This window comes from Echinicola sp. 20G (genome assembly GCF_015533855.1).
In the GTDB taxonomy this organism is placed as follows: Bacteria; Bacteroidota; Bacteroidia; order Cytophagales; family Cyclobacteriaceae; genus Echinicola.
This window is the reverse complement of sequence record NZ_AP024154.1, coordinates 659,684-677,899: the sequence shown is the minus strand read 5'-3', so window position 1 is coordinate 677,899 and position 18,216 is coordinate 659,684. Positions and strand designations below refer to the sequence as shown.

13 protein-coding genes are annotated in these 18,216 nt (G+C 39.8%); 8 read left to right on the top strand and 5 right to left on the bottom strand.

Going from position 1 to position 18,216, the window contains the following annotated elements:
• Window positions 1–31: 31 nt before the first annotated feature.
• The 5 genes from JL001_RS03080 (at window position 32) to JL001_RS03060 (ending at window position 9,009) form a co-directional block, all read left to right on the top strand.
• Window positions 32–1,045 (top strand): DUF4421 domain-containing protein, encoded by a 1,014-nt coding sequence (locus JL001_RS03080; RefSeq protein ID WP_236252695.1) that lies wholly within the window; start codon window positions 32–34, stop codon window positions 1,043–1,045.
• Between the two features lie 228 nt (window positions 1,046–1,273).
• Window positions 1,274–2,362 carry an efflux RND transporter periplasmic adaptor subunit gene (locus tag JL001_RS03075; protein ID WP_200974642.1) on the top strand — a complete coding sequence of 363 codons (1,089 nt, stop codon included), beginning with the start codon at window positions 1,274–1,276 and terminating at the stop codon, window positions 2,360–2,362.
• Between the two features lies 1 nt (window position 2,363).
• Window positions 2,364–5,426 (top strand): efflux RND transporter permease subunit, encoded by a 3,063-nt coding sequence (locus JL001_RS03070; protein ID WP_200974641.1) that lies wholly within the window; start codon window positions 2,364–2,366, stop codon window positions 5,424–5,426.
• Window positions 5,423–6,751: a TolC family protein gene (locus JL001_RS03065; protein ID WP_200974640.1), complete on the top strand. Its 1,329-nt coding sequence runs from the start codon at window positions 5,423–5,425 to the stop codon at window positions 6,749–6,751. The genes JL001_RS03070 and JL001_RS03065 overlap by 4 nt, the downstream gene beginning before the upstream one ends.
• 101 nt (window positions 6,752–6,852) lie before the next feature.
• Window positions 6,853–9,009 (top strand): tetratricopeptide repeat protein, encoded by a 2,157-nt coding sequence (locus JL001_RS03060; protein ID WP_200974639.1) that lies wholly within the window; start codon window positions 6,853–6,855, stop codon window positions 9,007–9,009.
• Here the strand turns inward: JL001_RS03060 and JL001_RS03055 are convergent, their stop codons facing one another.
• Entirely contained in the window at window positions 9,010–9,471 is a 462-nt protein-coding gene (locus JL001_RS03055) for a hypothetical protein (RefSeq protein ID WP_200974638.1), read from the bottom strand.
• A 376-nt stretch (window positions 9,472–9,847) separates the two neighbouring features.
• On the opposite strand from JL001_RS03055, the gene JL001_RS03050 reads away from it, so the two are divergent.
• Together JL001_RS03050 and JL001_RS03045 are read left to right on the top strand one after the other, a co-directional pair.
• Window positions 9,848–10,618, top strand: a complete 771-nt coding sequence (locus JL001_RS03050) for a LytTR family DNA-binding domain-containing protein (protein WP_200974637.1) — start codon at window positions 9,848–9,850, stop codon at window positions 10,616–10,618.
• A 145-nt stretch (window positions 10,619–10,763) separates the two neighbouring features.
• Entirely contained in the window at window positions 10,764–12,164 is a 1,401-nt protein-coding gene (locus tag JL001_RS03045; protein ID WP_200974636.1) for a transporter substrate-binding domain-containing protein, read from the top strand.
• 53 nt (window positions 12,165–12,217) lie between these two features.
• Here JL001_RS03045 and JL001_RS03040 read toward each other — a convergent pair whose 3' ends face one another.
• The 4 genes from JL001_RS03040 to JL001_RS03025 form a co-directional block, all read right to left on the bottom strand.
• Window positions 12,218–13,684, bottom strand: coding sequence for a glycine--tRNA ligase (locus JL001_RS03040; RefSeq protein ID WP_200974635.1), 1,467 nt, complete (start codon window positions 13,682–13,684; stop codon window positions 12,218–12,220).
• 132 nt (window positions 13,685–13,816) lie between these two features.
• Window positions 13,817–14,281, bottom strand: a complete 465-nt coding sequence (locus JL001_RS03035; RefSeq protein WP_200974634.1) for a Clp protease ClpB — start codon at window positions 14,279–14,281, stop codon at window positions 13,817–13,819.
• A gap of 70 nt (window positions 14,282–14,351) precedes the next feature.
• Window positions 14,352–14,726 (bottom strand): hypothetical protein, encoded by a 375-nt coding sequence (locus JL001_RS03030; protein ID WP_200974633.1) that lies wholly within the window; start codon window positions 14,724–14,726, stop codon window positions 14,352–14,354.
• Between the two features lie 134 nt (window positions 14,727–14,860).
• Window positions 14,861–17,038 (bottom strand): S9 family peptidase, encoded by a 2,178-nt coding sequence (locus JL001_RS03025; RefSeq protein WP_200974632.1) that lies wholly within the window; start codon window positions 17,036–17,038, stop codon window positions 14,861–14,863.
• A 183-nt stretch (window positions 17,039–17,221) separates the two neighbouring features.
• On the opposite strand from JL001_RS03025, the gene JL001_RS03020 reads away from it, so the two are divergent.
• Window positions 17,222–18,208, top strand: coding sequence for a D-alanine--D-alanine ligase (locus JL001_RS03020; protein ID WP_200980283.1), 987 nt, complete (start codon window positions 17,222–17,224; stop codon window positions 18,206–18,208).
• Window positions 18,209–18,216 lie beyond the last annotated feature (8 nt).

Genomic DNA, 18,216 nt, shown 5'->3' with positions numbered 1-18,216 from the left:
GCCTGATATGGTTTCTGTAAAAGGATTGTTCTTGAAAATAATATTGGCTTTAGGCTTTTTTTTGGTTCATTTAACAGTTTTAGCCCAATCTTTTTCAAGTGACTCAAGCTATTATCAACGTTTTCCTGGTGAGGTTACTAGTCGGTTTTATTTTTCTAGAAAATACACTGGTGTGGACATTAAGGACCGACTTGGTGAAATAAGAGAACTCAATTATCGGCCTAATTCCACTCTAAACATGGGGATAGGTACTTCTTATCATGCATTTAACCTCAACCTGGCCTTGGGTTTCGGCTTTTTAAACCCAGATGTTGGAAAGGGGGATACCAAGTACCTTGATCTACAAGTTCATGCTTATCCAAATAATTTTGCTATTGACCTGTTTGGCCAATTTTATAAAGGTTTTCACTTAAAGCAAGAAGGTTACTTGGCACAGGAGGGAGAAAACTATTACTATAGGCCTGATATGAAAGTGCGTGAAGTAGGGGCCTCTGTGAAATATGTCTTCAATGGCAAGAAGTTCTCTTATCGAGCCGCTTTTTTACAAACGGAATGGCAGAAGAAGTCGGCCGGCTCTTTATTGGTAGGATTTGAATTATATGGCGGAGTGGCCAAAGGTGATAGTACTTTGATACCCTCATCACTAATGATCAACCCTGAGAGGGATTTTGATAAAATGGGCTTTTTTGAATTTGGACCGAATGTAGGCTATGCTTATACTTTGGTGATCGACCAACATTATTTTATCATGGGCTCTGCAAATGGGAATATCGGCTTGGGTTTTAATAACCTCCAAGGAGATAGCAAAAGAACCAATTGGAGTGTGAATTCAAACTACTTTTTGAAAGGAAGCGTGGGGTACAATTCCAGAAGGTGGGCCGTAAATGCCAATTATGTTTATAGTAATTTGAGGTTGGCAAAGGTTGATGATTTTAACAACCAAATTGTAACAGGCAATTATAGGCTCAATTTTATTTATAGGTTTTTGCCTGGACCAAAGGTTAAGAAGGCTTTGGATACAGTTAACCCTTACTTGTACCTATAACTTTTTTTAGGTTTGTGATCAGAATTTAAGTAGTTTTTTTAACCGTTTTATTGTGTATTGCTTCATTAAGTAAATGGAAATGGATTCTTTTCATTTACCATTGATATCCCTGATTTGCCATCTATATTTTATTCGGGTAGAGATCAATCCCAAAAGATTTAATTTGCTTAAAGATTGATTAGTTTTAATTAAAGAAGCGAACGTATTGAAGATATCCTTTTCAACGAAATGAAAAAACAGACTAAAGTAATTCTAATAGTGGCTATAGTTGGGGTGATAGTCATCATTTTTTTATTCCCACAGCTTAACCTATTGAGTAATGGTAAGACTCCTACTTCTCTTGATAATCAAGAAGGAGCTGAAGCTAGCTCTGGCCTATTACCTGTTGATGTTATTGAAATGAAGTCTGAGCGATTGGAGAATAATCTGAACGTAACAGGAAATGTCATACCCAATGAGTCGGTAGCTTTGAGACCTGAGATTACGGGTTTGGTTGAGCAAATTAACTTTAGAGAGGGACAATTTGTTAAAAAAGGTACTCCCTTAGTCTATCTCAATGATGATGAACTTTCGGCACAGTATGATCGGTTAGAATACACCAAAAAACTCTATGAGGGCCAAGAGAACCGCCAAAAGCAGCTTTTGCAGCGAGAGGCTATTAGTCAGGAGGAGTATGATGTTATACTCAATCAGTACAATACGACCTTGGCTGACATCAAGCTTGTCAAGGCCCAGTTGGATAAAATGGTGATCAGAGCTCCTTTTGATGGCGTGCTTGGACTTAGGCAAATTTCAGTGGGGTCGGTCATTGGTACCGCTAATATCATTGCAAATATTGTGAATATTGACCCCATAAAAATTGAGTTTTCCATTCCGGAACGTTACGCAGGAAGGGTTACTGTGGGCTCAAAAATTAACTTTTCCAATAACGCTTCTGATGGAAATGAAGTAGGAGAAGTCTATGCTTATGAACCTGTGGTGGATGCGAATACAAGGACTTTGAAGTTAAGAGCAGTTAGTCCCAACAAAGATAGAAAGTTCCTTCCCGGAATGTTTGTTAATATCAGGTTCAACCTTGATGTGGAGGAAAATGCGTTAATGGTTCCTTCTGAGGCTTTGATTCCTGAGTTGGAGGGCTATAAACTTTTTCTTACTGATAAGTCAGGCAATGTAGAGGAAAGAAAAGTTGCCATTGGTATGCGGACTGAACGAAAAGTTCAGATTACAGATGGACTGAAGCCAGGTGAGTTGGTGTTGACAACGGGGGTGCTTCAGGTAAAAGAAGGCATGAAGGTCCAGCTCAATAAAATCAACTGATATGGCCAGTTTATCAACCATAAGTATCAGAAGGCCAGTTTTGGCCATTGTATTTTCCCTAACCATATTGCTCTTTGGGATTATAGGAATGAGCTTTTTGGGGGTAAGGGAATACCCTAGTGTGGATCCCCCAATTATCAATGTCAGGACAACCTATGTGGGAGCTAATGCAGATGTAATTGAAGCGCAGATTACCGAACCTTTGGAGGAATCCATTAATGGTATTTCTGGAATCAAGACCTTGACTTCCACAAGTAATGACGGAACCAGTAATATTACAGTGGAATTTGACGTGGGAGCTGATATGGAAGCGGCTGCCAACGACGTTCGTGATAAAGTGGCCCGAGCGCAAAGAAACTTACCTCCTGATGCTGAGCCACCAGTTGTATCTAAAGCGGATGCCGATTCTCAGCCCATTGTTTTTTTGAATGTCCAAAGTAAGAAAAAGAGTCTCCTAGAGATATCGGATATCGCGGATAATATATTTAAGGAAAGGCTGCAAACCATTCCTGGCGTGAGTGAAGTTAGGATATGGGGAGAGAAAGAATATGCCATGCGTTTGAGGATGGATCCTATTCGAATGGCCTCTTATGGGGTTACTCCTTTGGATGTACTGAATAAAGTTCAAAGTGAAAATGTAGAATTACCTTCAGGAAGAATAGAAGGTTCTACGATTGAACTGTCAGTAAGAACAAAGAGTAGGCTTTCCACACCTGATGAATTCAACCAGTTGATTATCAAAGAGGACAATAACAATATTGTTCGATTTCAGGATGTAGGAAAAGCGGAACTCGCACCGTTGAATGAACGGACAGTCTTAAAAAGAGACGGTGTACCCATGGTTGGGGTAGTATTGGTGCCACTTCCAGGATCAAACAGTATTGAGATTGTTGATGAGTTTTACAGAAGGCTGGAATTTATCAAGAAAGATTTACCAAGCGATATAGAGTTGGGAATTGGTTTTGATACCACCCAATATATCAGAAGCTCCATTAGCGAGGTGCAGGAAACCATCTTGTTGGCATTTTTGCTCGTGGTGGCCATTATTTTTATTTTTCTGAGGGATTGGAGGACAACCTTTATCCCGGTTTTGACCATTCCTATTTCTTTGGTAGGGGTCTTCTTCGTGATGTATTTGATGGATTTTTCTATCAATGTACTGACCTTACTCGGCATTGTGCTATCAATTGGTCTGGTAGTGGATGATGCCATTGTGGTATTGGAAAATATCTATTCAAAAATAGAAAAAGGAGAGAATCCAGATACGGCGGCTGAAAAAGGTGCTGAAGAGATTTTCTTTGCCGTAATCGCCACCACCATCGCCTTGGCAGCTGTATTCTTGCCAGTGATTTTCCTTTCCGGAACCACAGGACGTTTGTTCCGTGAATTTGGGATTGTAGTAGCAGGTGCAGTGATCATTTCCTCCTTTGTGGCCTTGACCATGACTCCCATGCTCAGCTCTAAATTATTGAAGAAGCGAGAGAAGCATAACTGGTTTTATAATTTCTCAGAGCCGTTCTTCTTATGGCTAAATGAAAAATATGAGCGCGCTTTGGTGATGTTCATGAAAGTTAGGTGGATTTCATTTATTGTAATTGTACTGATGGGAGTAGGTATCTATGCCTTGTTCATTTCTATTCCTTCTGAATTAGCTCCTGTGGAAGATAGAGGAGAAATGAGAATCAATATGAGTGGCCCAGAGGGAGCTACTTTTGATTACATGGATCGGGTGATCGATGAACTATTGCATGAAATGATGACTTCCATTTCTCCTGATATTTGGCATAGTTTTATTTCTGTTACTTCTCCCGGCTTTGGTACAGCGAGTACTAACTCTGGATTTATCAGGGTTCGTTTGGTGGATGCCCATGAGCGAGAAGTCAGCCAGCAACAAGTTTTTGAACAGATTTCGGGGATTTTAAAGAATAAAACGGATGTTCGGGCTTTTGCCTCTCAGCCTCAGTCTATTGGAGACAGGAGGGGAGGGCTTCCTGTGCAATATGTGATTCAGGCGCCATCACTGGAGAAGCTGAAGGAGGTCATTCCACCGTTTATGGACAGGGTGAACCAAAGTAGTGTTTTTGAATTTTCAGATATTAATTTAAAATTCACCAAGCCAGAAATTGAAGTAGAAATAGACAGGGACAAAGCAAGGAATATTGGAGTTTCTGTCCAGGAAATAGCCAGGACTTTACAATTATCCTATTCAGGGCAGCGGTTTGATTATTTTATCATGAACGGCAAGCAGTATCAGGTGGTCGGTGAAATGCAGTTGGAAGATAGAAATGAACCGATTAATCTGAGAATGCTATATGTGAGGGCTGAAAACGGCCAATTGGTACAATTGGATAATTTAGTGACAATCAAAGAAAAAAGTACTCCACCACAGCTGTATCGATTCAATCGATTTGTAAGTGCCACCATTTCGGCAGGTTTGGCACCAAAACAAACCATTGGGAACGGATTGGAGGAAATGGATTTGATCGCGGCAGAAGTTTTGGATGATACTTTTACCACTGATGTAGCAGGTGTTTCCAAGGAATTTCGTGAGAGCTCCAATAGTTTGATTTTTGCCTTTTTGTTCGCTCTGATTCTTATTTATCTGGTATTGTCTGCTCAGTTTGAGAGCTTTATGGATCCATTGACCATTATGTTTACCGTGCCATTGGCACTTTGTGGTGCATTGCTGTCTTTATGGCTATTTGATTTTACACTGAATATTTTCAGTCAGATCGGTATAATTATGTTGATTGGTTTGGTTACGAAAAATGGGATCTTGATTGTAGAATTTGCCAACCAACGAAAGGCGCATGGATTGGACATAGAGGAAGCGATTGTGGGAGCCGCCGCCGCGCGTTTCAGGCCAATTCTTATGACCAGTTTGTCTACCATACTAGGTATTTTGCCCATAGCCTTGGCTTTGGGGGCAGGAGCTGAAAGTAGAATGCCTATGGGGGTAGCTGTCATTGGTGGTTTAGTGATTTCTACCCTATTGACACTTTTCGTCATCCCTGCAGTTTACACATATTTGACATCCAAATCAGGAAGATTAGCGAGAGTATGATAAAGTATTGTTTTTTGATTTTAGTCTCCCTTGTGGTCTCAGGAAAGCTTTATGCCCAAGAGGAATTGACATTTGAGCAAGCTATCATGTTGGGGCTGGAAAATAATTATGACATTAAGATAGCCCTACAAGACAAAGAGCTTACGGAGATCGATAAGAAAATTGGCTTGGGAGCTTTACTTCCAAGCGTAGATGCAACCTATGGTAGGACTTCCAGTACAGAGGATGTGGAGCAACAGTTTGTCAATGAAAACCAGCCAAGAAATATTGATAACGCGAAGTCCACGGGAGAGAATTTCAATCTCAATGCCATTTATGGGTTCAGGTATGATGCTGTGGTGGCCATGAAGAGGCTGGGGAAGCTGAGTGAGATCGGGGAGTTGCAAGCTAAAGTGGTTATTGAAAACACGGTAGCAGCCATTTCTGATGCTTACTATAGGTTGGTATTGGAGTTAGAGAGGTATGAAGTGCTGAATGAAACGCTGGAACTGTCTCAGGATCGTTTGGATATTGCGCAAGCGCAATATGAATTGGGGGGAGCCTCCAAGACGGAGTTTTTGGCTGCACAGGTTGATTACAATGCGGATTTGTCCCAAGTGGTATCTCAAGAACAAGTGATTCAAAATGCTCGCATCAATTTGAATGAATTGATGGCCATGGAGTCAAATACTGAGTTTCTGATCAATGATACCATTATTGTGAATGATGGGTTGCAATTGGATGCTTTGATGTCCCAAGCTTTTGACCAAAACAAAATGTTGTTGATCAACCAGAGGCAGGAGAATGTGGCCTATCTTCAACTGAAGGAAATACAAGCCCAGCGCTTACCGGTTTTGACCCTAGACGGAAGCTACAGACAGACCGTGTCCAATTCAGATGCAGGTTTTTTAATTCAAAATAAAAGAAAGGGCTACAACTTCGGAGCTACTTTAGGAATAAATATATTTAGCGGATTTACCTTGAATCGCAGGATCCAAAGAGCAAAAGTGGAGCAAGAAGCCCAAGCATATGTGATGGATCAATATGAGGTTCAATTGAGGTCAGACCTTCACCGGGCCTACAATGTTTATGATAACAGCAAGAGGAGACTTGAGATAGAGCGGGAAAATTATAAGGTGGTAGAAGAAAATACAGACATAGCCTTTGACCGGTTTAAATCTGGTTTGACCAGCTACTTGGAATTTAGGGATGCACAAGTGAACCGGTTGGAAGCGGAAAGTCGGTTGATCAATGCCATTTTCTCTATTAAAGTGGCTGAAGTGGAGCTTTTGCGTTTGGCAGGAGGGATATATTATAACAGTAATGACGACGAAGTGATCAATTAATTCTACGAGGCTATTTTACCAGTCAACTATGACAGTTTTTTATCAGCGTGCTTTTTACGAATTAATTATGGATATTAAAGGGTATAATAAATTGTGCCCTTATGCGTATTACTAAATCTCTAGCTTTTGGCTTTACGGTTAGTCAGCCGTTAATCTATGGAAGCATATGCTTGCTGGTATTTATTTTTTGCATCATAACTGATCTCCATGCACAAGGAAGCGAGTTTATACAAAAAGATGCAAGCGCGGTAGATGAAGCTATTCAGCGTTCGAAGGAAATTCATAGGAACAGACATAATGAGGAAGAGGAATATGAAGAAGCAGAGCAAGCAGTAAGTCTCTCATTAGATTTGGGAGATACACTACTTTATGCCAAATCACTGGACAATCTGGGGTTGCTTTATCGATACCATCAGCGCTATGAAGAAGCCATTCCACTTCATATCAAGGCCTTTGAATTGATAGCTAAGGAAGATTCTTCTTTTTTGGCCAAAATGATTTATGCCAATAATGCCGGCGTGGCCAGTCGCTATGCAGAGGATTATGATAAAGCGGTATTGTATTACTTGGAAGCATTGAAAATAGCAGAGAAGCAAGGTGATTTAAGAAATATTGCGATTTCATGTAATGGCTTGGGAAATACATTGTTGCATCTTTCAGGAAGAGAGGAAGATGCTTTGGCGTACTTTGAAAGGTCGCTAGAAGCAGAAAGGGAAAGGGGCAATACTCTAGGTATAGCGATGAACTACCTCTCGATTGGGGATTATTTTACGGATAAAGGAGATTATGTAGAGGCCAGAAACTATTTGGATAAGCTGTTGGAGATCAATAAAACCAGGAAAGATACTTTTGGCTTAGGGATTACTTATGAATATTTTGGTCAGAATTATTTCCAAGAAGGAAAAGACCTACAACAGGCAGCCATTTATTTTCAACAGTCTAAATCATTGTTTGAGCAGCTGGGAGATGAACATAAGCTGGCGGATTTGGCAAAAAGGCAAGGAGATGTTTTCAAGGCTCAAGGGAGATTTATTCAGGCGATTGACTTTTATGAGAAATCTTGGGAAATGGCAGAAGAACTCAAGAATAAAGGCTTGATCATGGATTGCGCCCTTAGCCTATCGGAAATTTATGAACTCCAGGCAAATGACCGATTTGCTTTGGAGTACCTGAAAATCTCACAGCAATATAAAGATAGCGTTGCGCTGATCAATCAGGAAACACAGATTGCTGCAATAGAAAAAAGGTATGCTATTGAGAAGAAAGAGTCACAAATTGAGCTTTTGGAAAAAGATAAGGCTCTTCAGCAGTCTCAGTTGGATAGTCAGCAAGCAGCTTTAAAAAGCCATCAGATTATTTTGCTATTGATGGTACTTGTATTGATAGCCATTGTGGCCATTGCCCTTATGCAATACAGAAATATTAAGGAAAAGAAGCGGGCCAACCTTTTGTTGAGAAAACAGAATAAACAGATCAGCGAACAGAAGGATGAAATAGTAAAAGTCAATAAGCAGTTAGAAGTCACCTTTGAAGAATTGATTGAAGAGCAGAAAAATGCAGAAGAGAAAAGGGTCAAGTTATTGGAAAGTAAATTTGAAAATAGGATTCAGTCTCTTGCTTTACAGTCTTTGGAGTCTCAAATGAATCCTCATTTTTTGTTTAATGGAATGAATGCTGTGAGGTGGTTGGTGATGAAGAACAAAAATGATGAAGCCAAGGAATACATAGATACATTTGCACAGCTATTAAGGATGAGTTTGACCAATAACAGAAAGTCATCCATAAGTCTGCAAGAAGAGCTAAAATCAACAGGCCTTTATCTAAAAATAGAAAACCTAAGATTTGGGAGTGAGTTCTCTTATAGCATAGAAGTAGCTCCAGAAGTTAACCCAGAACATATCAATGTTCCACCTAAGATTTTACAACCATTAGTAGAAAATGCGATCAAGCATGGATTGCTCCCAAGTCGGAAAAAGCATAAAGTACTGGAAATTAAGGTAAGAGAAAGCCAAGGAGGGATATCCGTGGAGGTGGTGGACAACGGAACCGGAATTAAGTATAGAAAAGGGGATAATAGTGAGCCAAAGCCTGATGGCACTCATTTAGGCTTGAGGTTAATAGAGGAAAGGTTGGCGATATATAATCAGCAAAATGAAGGAGAAGTGAAATTTGTGATTGCAACCAAAAAGAATGATGAAGGAGGAGTATCAGGTACTAGAGCGGAAATACATATCCTGATGGAAGCAGACCCCGTTTGATCAATAAATTATGTGGAAGGCCAGTTTGCTTAATATGCCAGATAAACTTGATTCAGTTTTGAAGTTCATACTGGGTTCAAGACTATAATTAATGGTTTTCTTGAGAGAGGTGACGATGTATTTTTGATCATCTATTCTCATCCTTAGGGTGAGGGATTTTTCTCCATCAAACTCTCCAACAAAATAGTATGGCTTTCCATATTCCAACATTTTATAATTTGACTCCCCATTAATGAACAGCTGATATCCAGAAGAAGGAATTTCACGTTCCAGGTAAACTGTTGCTTTAAAAAGTTTTTCACCGGAGATAGGTTCGATAAGTATTTCTCCGATTCTAATACCAGGCTTGATGTTGCTATTGTCACTGTCATTTGGGTTGGAAATCAATAGGTATTGCTGACGTGAGGTATGAGAATTACTGCCTTGCTTCAGGTTGCAACTAAAGCAAAAGAAAAGAAGCATAAGGTAGTAGCATAAAATTCTATTTAAACTAACCATAATTTTTATTCGACATCAGAAAGTGATAGGTAAGCATAAAATTGCCGTCACTAGCAAGTTTATACCTACCTATTCAATAATAATGTCAGAAAAGTTAAATGTGAAAAGTCAGTTGAAAATGATAAGATGAATCTATTGGTTTTTATCACCAACATCAATATTTAAATAGTGATCACAAGGCGCTATCGAGTATAGGCCGAATTTGAATTATAATCTTTTATTTGAGGTAGTAAGGTTCAATTTATGCTTTAAAACTTTAGTCAAGCTTGATTTTGCTGAGGTAACTTTTCTATATTAGGAATTGCATTAGGATTAGAGGCTTTTATAAATAGACAATTAAATGAAGGTTGGGATCATCGATGACGAGTTACATTGTATAGAGAGTTTGGAACATGAGCTGGCTGACTTAGCCCCGGAAATTGTGGTCGCTTTTTCGTCGACCAATGTGGAAGAGGCGATGGATTTGCTTAAGAAAGTGGAGGTAGACCTTTTATTTTTAGATGTGGAAATGCCTAGGTTGAATGGTTTTGAGCTGTTGGATGTAATAGGGAATATCAACTTTGAGGTGGTATTTACAACGGCTTACAGTCAATATGCTGTCAAGGCATTTCAATATAAGGCCTTTCATTATTTGCTTAAGCCTATCAGCAAAGGAGAACTTCAAGGAGTTCTGGATAAGTTTGAAGATGTAAAGCAACATGAAAAAGACCGACTGGATCATAAAATGACTGAGTTTATCGACCAGCTTAAAAAGAATAACATCATCAAGTCCAAGATTGCGGTGCCAGTTAGCGAAGGTTTGGAGTTCATCAAAGTAGATGAAATTATTTATGCCCAAAGTCAAAACAACTATACATTACTTTACCTGGACGATGGAAGTAACCTGCTATTTAGCAAAACGCTAAAGGAAGTGGAGAAAACCTTGAGCAAATATTTTTTTATTAGAATCCACCAATCCTATCTCATTAATCCCAATTATATGAGAAAATATTATCGAAATGATGGAGGTAGTGTTTTAATGGAAAATGGTAAAAATTTACCGATCAGCCAGCGAAAGAAAGAGGAAATTCTTAGCCTATTTGAAGCGATTGTAAAAAATAAATCAATGTAAGCATTGTTGTTGGCTTACGGAATAAATTAATTGGTTTAAGATTTCCGTTTGACCACTGCTGCTTACTTTCGTTATTTTGTAGAATTGGTATAATTATGCTATTATTGGTCAGGACCATTGCGCTATATTGCGTTGTATCTTGCCCATGAAGCATAACCTGTTAATTTTTACCATCTTATGTGTTAGTGTTTTTGCAGTTTCATGTGGTGAAGCCCAAAAAAAGAAAAAGAGAGAAGTTCCCTATTGGGAAAATCCTGTCCAATTAGATTTAGAAGGAATAAAAAAGAGAGGTTTTATTCGAGCGGTGGTGGACAACTCATCAACCAGTTATTATATCTACAGGGGACGCAGGATGGGCTATGAGTATGAGTTGTTGAGAAATCTGGCGAAAAGACTGGATGTGCAGTTGAGATTGATTGTCAATCAGGATGTCCAAAGAGCTTATTACTTACTCAATACAGGTGGAGCAGATATTATAGCTATTAATTTGGTTGTCAATGATGAACGAAAGAAGTATGGAGCTTTTACTGACCCACTTACTTCTCTTTCTTCTGTATTGGTTCAAAATCGCGAAAAGGCTACCATAAAAAAAGTTGAAGGGCTGGATGGCAAAACCATCCACGTCAGGCAATCAACCATATACAGAAGCCAACTGGAATATTTAGAGGATAGCTTGCAAATTGATATCGACATCATCGAGGAAGATAAAAATTCTGATGAATTGGTGGAGGAAGTAGTCCGGGAAGAAATTGAATACACCTTGGTGGACGAAGGAGTTGCCTTGGTAAACTCAACCTATTATAGAGGAATTGATGTGGGGCTTAAGGTCAATGAACCCCGCCCGGTAGCTTGGGCAGTAAGAACTAATGCCCCAAACCTGTTGGAAGCAGTAAACGACTGGATGGAAAAAGGCAAAAGTTCTACTTACTTTGCCATCCTTTACGGGAAATATTTTTTGAACAAGAAAAACAACTATTACAGAAACAAAAGTCCTTTTTCTTCCATCTCTGGAGACCGGATTTCAATATATGATGACCTCATCAAACAAGGCGCGGAAGTGCTAGGTTGGGACTGGCGGCTTTTGGCCTCTTTGGTTTATAAAGAATCAAGATTCGATACAGTGGCTACCAGTTATGCCGGGGCCAAGGGGTTGTTACAGTTGATGCCGGTAACTTTAGAGCGCTTTGGTGTAAGTAATCCGAATGACCCGTTGGAAAGTTTAATGGGAGGGGTTCGCTATTTGAAATACTTGGATAAATTCTGGTTGGAGCGTGTGCCCGAAACCAATGAACGCATCAAGTTTATCTTGGCGTCCTATAATGTAGGACATGGTCATGTCAATGATGCTTGGAGACTCGCCTTGAAGTTTGGGAAGGACACACAAAGATGGAAAAATGTGGCCTATTACCTGGAGAGGAAATCACAGCCAAAATACTATAGGGACCCAGTAGTTAGAAGTGGTTATGCAAAGGGCTATTTGGCGGTTGCATATGTCCAGGATATATTAAGTATTTATGAGTCATACAGGGTGCTGGTAGAACCATAAAAAAAGTCTCTGAGATTTTTTTCAGAGACTTTTTGATTTCAGAACAAATCAATTTAGATCTGTTCGAAGATATTTTTAAAGCTTGTTGCTTCGGCAAGTTTGCCATAAAGTTCGTCGATGTGCACCCTCTCTTGTTCAGTAGTATCCCTATGACGGATGGTTACCGTATTGTCTTCTAATGTTTGGTGATCCACTGCGATACAGTAAGGTGTTCCGATCAAATCCTGACGAGTATATCGCTTACCGATAGAAGCTGCCTCTTCATAGATGATATTGAAATCAAATTTCAACTTGTTGAAGATCTCTTTTCCTTTTTCAGGAAGCCCATCTTTTTTGGTCAGAGGAAGGATAGCAGCCTTAACTGGGGCAATCGCTGGATGGAACTTTAAATATGTTCTTGATTTGCCTTCTACCTCTTCTTCTGTGTAGGCATTGCAAAGGGTCATCAAGAACAACCTGTCGGCTCCAATGGATGTTTCGATCACGTAAGGAATGTAATTTTGGTTGATTTCTGGATCGAAGTATTGTTGCTTCTTTTTAGAAAATTCCTGATGGCTCTTCAGGTCAAAATCCGTTCTCGAATGAATTCCTTCCACTTCTTTGAAACCAAATGGGAAATCATATTCAATATCCATGGCAGCATTGGCGTAGTGGGCCAATTTATCATGGTCATGGGTTCTTAATTTATCCTCAGGAATGCCCAAAGCTTTGTGCCATTTCACTCGGGTTTCAGCCCAGCTTTTGTACCAATCCAATTCTGAACCAGGTCTTACAAAATATTGCATCTCCATCTGTTCAAATTCCCGCATACGGAAAATGAACTGACGGGCTACGATTTCATTTCTGAAGGCCTTACCAATTTGGGCAATGCCAAAAGGAACCTTCATTCTGGCAGTTTTTTGAACGTTAAGGAAATTCACGAAGATCCCTTGTGCTGTTTCTGGTCTCAGGTAAATGGTAGAGGCATCTTCCGCTACTGACCCTACTTGAGTAGAAAACATCAGGTTGAATTGTCTAACATCAGTCCAGTTGGAAGTGCCACTGATTGGGCAAGTGATGTTTTCGTTGACAATAAGGTCTTTTACACCTGCCAAGTCTTCCGCTTCCAACAATTTGCCCATGGCGGCAAGGAGAGATTTTGCCTCTTCTTCTTTGCCTTCTTTCTCCAATCCAGCAGCTTTTTCTTCAATAAGAACATCTGCACGATAGCGCTTCTTACTGTCCTTGTTGTCAATCATTGGATCATTAAAGCTGTCCACGTGACCAGAAGCTTTCCAAGTGGTTGGGTGCATGAAAATAGCTGCATCGATTCCAACAATGTTATCGTTCAGCCTTGTCATGGACTCCCACCAAAGTCTTTTGAGGTTATTTTTTAGCTCCACTCCATAGGCGCCATAATCGTATACCGCTTGGAGTCCGTCATATATTTCTGAAGAAGGATATACAAAACCATATTCTTTCGCATGGGAAATGATATCTTTCAGTTGTGCGTTTTCAGTTGCTTGTTCTGTCTTTGCCATAGCCGCAAAAATAGGGAAATCTATTTAAAATCTGGAAGGAAAAAATGGTTTAGTTTCATGATGCAAAATACAGTACCGTAAAGATTAATGGAGCTCTGCAGCATTGGATTTGAAGTAATTATGGGAAGTTATTCAACTTTTGAATTTTAGTTTATAGAACAAATAGCCCAATACCCCAGTGCAGACAAAGAAAATCAATGTGGTCCATTCGTAAGTCCTTTTGCTGTTTTTTATTGCGCTGATCTCCTCATCTTTATCGAGTAAAGCCCGCTTAAGTTTGCCAATGTCCTGTTCTTGTTTTTGAGCGATGAATTTATAATCGTCCTTTTCGTATTTGATTTCGGTGGTCTCAATGTTCTTCAACATCTCCAATTCGTCCATGATCTGATTGTCTTTGAGGATAATGCGCTCCATCCAGTCATTGGTCTCGATCATGTCTTTTTTGGTGCGATTACCAAAGATTCCAGATTTTTGAGATTCAGAAGATTTCCACCTTTGGTGGAGACTTTGGCGTTCCTTGACCAGTTTTTCCAGCTTTTCCTGGGCAAAAGAAATCAATGGAAACATTAAAAGAACGATAAACAATAGTTTTTTCATGGGAGTAATTTCATGGGAGTAATTTTGGCCAACTGAAGTTCAAATAACGTGCCGACTGGTTCTAATTGCCCTAGAATTTCACCTTTTTTTGCTTCCTCCTTTTAAACTGCCCTTTTCTTCGTTTGTTGTTGGTGTAAAAATTATACAAGAAGTTAATGGCAAAGGCAGCCACAGTCAGTGGGACAAAGAACGCGGGCATCATCCTCTTGATCCCAAGAAGGATGAGAAGTGAGGCGATCAGTCCGATTTTAAAGGAAGTGTGGCTCTCTGGATAGGTCTTACCGATCAAGAACAAGCTGGCCACTTCAATGATGATCAGAATAATGATCAGGTAGGTCATTAAAGAGTTGGTGGATAGCTCACCGGTAAAAACATGCCAAGCTGTAAGCCCGATTACAGCGATTAGACTAAGTGAATGCAGAGAAGTGTTCAGTTTTTCTTTCATCGATTATTTTGGGTTGAGTACTGAACAATATAATTTCTTTTGGCTTAATAATCAATTTCCCCGTCAAGGCAAAAAGAAAAGGCATTGGGAGAGCGTGCCTTCCAATGCCTTTGATTTATTAGTTTGAAGAAATATTACAATTTCCTCTTAATGAAATCAGTCATCATATTATAAAGGTGCCATGTGGTATTGCCACCGTAGATGCCATGGTTTCTATTGGGGTAATAGAAGGTCTCAAAATGCTTGTCCGCAGCAATCAAGGCGTTGACCAAATCTACTGAGTTTTGGAAGTGGACATTGTCATCACCGGTACCATGGATCAAAAGAAAGTTTCCTTTTAATTTGCTCACATGGGTAATTGGACTGAAGTTGTCATATCCTGCAGCATTCAACTGTGGTGTCTGCAAATACCTTTCTGTATAAATGGTATCATAATATCTCCAAGTGGTTACTGGTGCTACGGCAATGGCGGTCTTGAAGACATCATTTCCTAACATCAAAGAAAGTGAAGACATGTAGCCACCATAAGACCATCCCCAAATACCGATTCTTGTGGCATCGACATAAGGAAGTGATCCCAAATATTTGGCGCCAGCGATTTGGTCTTGTGTTTCTAAATCACCTAAGTTGGCATAGGTCGCATGTTTGAAGTCACGCCCTCTACCTCCGGTTCCTCTATTGTCTATACAAACAACGATATAGCCTTCTGAGGCCAAATGATGGTGCCAAAAATCCCTGGTTCCTCCCCATGAGTTTTTTACGTTTTCTGAGCCAGGTCCACCATAAACATACATCAATACTGGATATTGCTTGCTTTCGTCAAAATCAGCAGGTTTGATCATGTAGCCATTGAGCAGGGTACCATCTACAGTTTCAAAATCAAAGAATTCTTTGTCACTTAAAGTGTATGTTTCCAATCTCTTCGTTAGGTCTTGGTTGTCCTCCAGTACTTTGATGGTTTTACCTTTAGACGTATTCAAAGTAACAGTTAAAGGATTGTTGGCAGTTGAGTAGTAATCAATATAATACTTGAAATCTGGGCTCATATTGATGCTGTGTGTTCCCAATGCAGGTGTCAATTCAGTCTTGCTGTTTCCGTTAAGCTTTACTGCATAAAGATTTCTTTCCAATGGAGATTTTTCAGTAGAGATGTAATAGATCTTTTTAACTTTTTCATCTACTCCTACTACTTCTGTTACTTCCCAATTACCCTTGGTTATTTGAGCAATCAATTCACCATTCATATCATGATGATAGATGTGCTTGAAACCATCCTGCTCAGAGGTTCTGATGAAACCCTTGTTATCTGCCAAATAGAGCAGGTTGTCATTATAGTTAAGGTCAACATAGGTCTCTGAGGATTCGGTCAGCACCACCTTGCTGTCACCAGTGTTGGTGTTGGCATGGAACAAATCCAATTGGTTTTGAAGCCGGTTAAGCTTGATGAAAGCTAGAGTGTTGCTGTCACCTGTCCAGTAGATACGTGGAAGGTAGATGTCTTTTTCTGTTCCAGCATCTAGCGAAGTTGTTTTTTCACTGTCCAAGTCAAAAACGTGAAGGCTTACTGTGGCATTTTTCTCCCCTGCTTTAGGATATTTGAATTTATAGTCTTGTGGATAAAGAGGACCCCAAACCTGCATATTGTATTCAGGTACTTCCGTTTCGTCAAAGCGTATGAAAGCAATCTTCTTTCCGTCAGGAGACCATTTGAAAGCTTGGGCCATGGAGAATTCTTCTTCATATACCCAATCGGCTGCACCGTTGATGATGTGGTTCCACTTGCCATCGGTTGTGATTTGGTGAACCTCATTGTTTTCCAAAGTGATATAGTAAAGGTTGTTGTCCTTCACAAAAGCGACTTTGGTGTTGTCCGGAGAAAGGGTAGCATAGGAAATTTTTTCTCCATCCATCAGCTTTTGGGACACGCCAGTGGCCAAGTCCACTACATAGAAAATCCCTTTGGAAGACCTTCTGTATATGCTTTCCACCTCAGTAGCCACCAATGCCTTGGTCTCATCATTATTGAAAGAATAGCTGGAAAAGTTAATGCCAAGTTTATCGCCGTCAATTAGAACAGCTTCTTCTTCTCCTGTGGATACATTCATTTTAACCACCTGTGAGGCACCATTTTCTCTTTTAAAGGAACTGTAATATTGGCCATCTTTCATCCAGTTAATTCCCCTAACGGATTTTTGGGAGAAGACTCCTTCTTTAAAGATGGCTTCAAGGGAGACTTTTTTTTGCTGCGCGATAGCCTGAAAGCATACGCAGAGTACAATTGCCATTAAGGCCAAGGTTCTTACTTGATTCATATAAATTATATTGTGGATTTAATTCTGAACGCCAAATATAAAAAAAATGAGAGGAAGAGATAGCCAAGTAAAGATAAATGGTGAATTACAGTGAGTTTTGGGTACAGTGCCTAAAAAAAATATTTGGGTAGCAGGCTATAACTGTACTTTTTTTCATAACTAACTTTTACCTTTATAGATATGATCAAGAAGAAAATTGCATTAGTTACTGGAGGTTTTACCGGTGAGTCTGTTGTCTCTCTTAAAAGTGCCGCAGTAGTGGAGAAGAATATTGATTTGGGACGCTATGATATATACAAAATCATCATAGAAAAAGGTAACTGGTACTATCAGGACGGGAGTGGAACTCATTATCCTGTTGATTTGAATGATTTTTCAATTTCTCCAAATGGTGAGAAAACTACTTTTGATGGAATCTTCAATATCCTTCACGGTTCTCCGGGTGAAGATGGCAAATTAGCCGGGTATTTTGATATGATAGGTTTGCCCTACACTACTTGTGATGCGATCACTTCTTCCATTACCATGAATAAAGGATACACCAAAGCCATCATACAGGATATCGATGATTTGAACGTGGCCAAGTCCCTTCAGCTTTTTAAAAATACCACTACCAATACACAAAGAGTAATTGATGAGTTGCAATTGCCTTATTTTGTGAAGCCCAATAGCGGTGGAAGTAGCATTGGTATGAGCAAGGTGAAAACCAAAGAAGAGGTTCAGGAGGCTTTGGATAAGGCTTTTGCTGAGGATACTCAGGTGCTGGTGGAGGAGTTTGTTTCTGGTAGGGAGTTTTCCATAGGCATGTATATGGTAGATGGCGAGGTGACCGTATTGCCTGCTACTGAGATCGTAAGTTCCAAGGAGTTTTTTGATTTTGAGGCAAAGTATACCGCTGGAGTAACAGAGGAAATTACACCTGGAAGAATGACTGAAGAAGAAGTGGCGCGGGTAAAGAAAGTGGCTGAAAAAGTTTACTTAAAATTGAACTGCAAAGGAGCAGTGAGAATGGATTACTTCTTGGAACATGAAACGGGTAAGATCTTTTTTATAGAAATCAACACAGTTCCAGGCCAAACGGAAACCAGTTTGATCTCTCAGCAGGTTAAGGCAATTGGAAAATCCGTTCAGGAGTTTTATACGGAGATAATCGAAGAAATGTGGAAATAAAAAAAGCG

Excerpts from the sequence above, each read along its gene's own strand:
- JL001_RS03025 (WP_200974632.1), bottom strand. The coding sequence starts at position 17,038 with ATGAATCAAGTAAGAACCTTGGCCTTAATGGCAATTGTACTCTGCGTA.
- JL001_RS03065 (WP_200974640.1), top strand. The coding sequence starts at position 5,423 with ATGATAAAGTATTGTTTTTTGATTTTAGTCTCCCTTGTGGTCTCAGGA.
- JL001_RS03035 (WP_200974634.1), bottom strand. The coding sequence starts at position 14,281 with ATGAAAAAACTATTGTTTATCGTTCTTTTAATGTTTCCATTGATTTCT.
- JL001_RS03045 (WP_200974636.1), top strand. The coding sequence starts at position 10,764 with ATGAAGCATAACCTGTTAATTTTTACCATCTTATGTGTTAGTGTTTTT.
- JL001_RS03050 (WP_200974637.1), top strand. The coding sequence starts at position 9,848 with ATGAAGGTTGGGATCATCGATGACGAGTTACATTGTATAGAGAGTTTG.
- JL001_RS03060 (WP_200974639.1), top strand. The coding sequence starts at position 6,853 with ATGCGTATTACTAAATCTCTAGCTTTTGGCTTTACGGTTAGTCAGCCG.
- JL001_RS03075 (WP_200974642.1), top strand. The coding sequence starts at position 1,274 with ATGAAAAAACAGACTAAAGTAATTCTAATAGTGGCTATAGTTGGGGTG.
- JL001_RS03030 (WP_200974633.1), bottom strand. The coding sequence starts at position 14,726 with ATGAAAGAAAAACTGAACACTTCTCTGCATTCACTTAGTCTAATCGCT.
- JL001_RS03040 (WP_200974635.1), bottom strand. The coding sequence starts at position 13,684 with ATGGCAAAGACAGAACAAGCAACTGAAAACGCACAACTGAAAGATATC.
- JL001_RS03070 (WP_200974641.1), top strand. The coding sequence starts at position 2,364 with ATGGCCAGTTTATCAACCATAAGTATCAGAAGGCCAGTTTTGGCCATT.
- JL001_RS03055 (WP_200974638.1), bottom strand. The coding sequence starts at position 9,471 with ATGCTTCTTTTCTTTTGCTTTAGTTGCAACCTGAAGCAAGGCAGTAAT.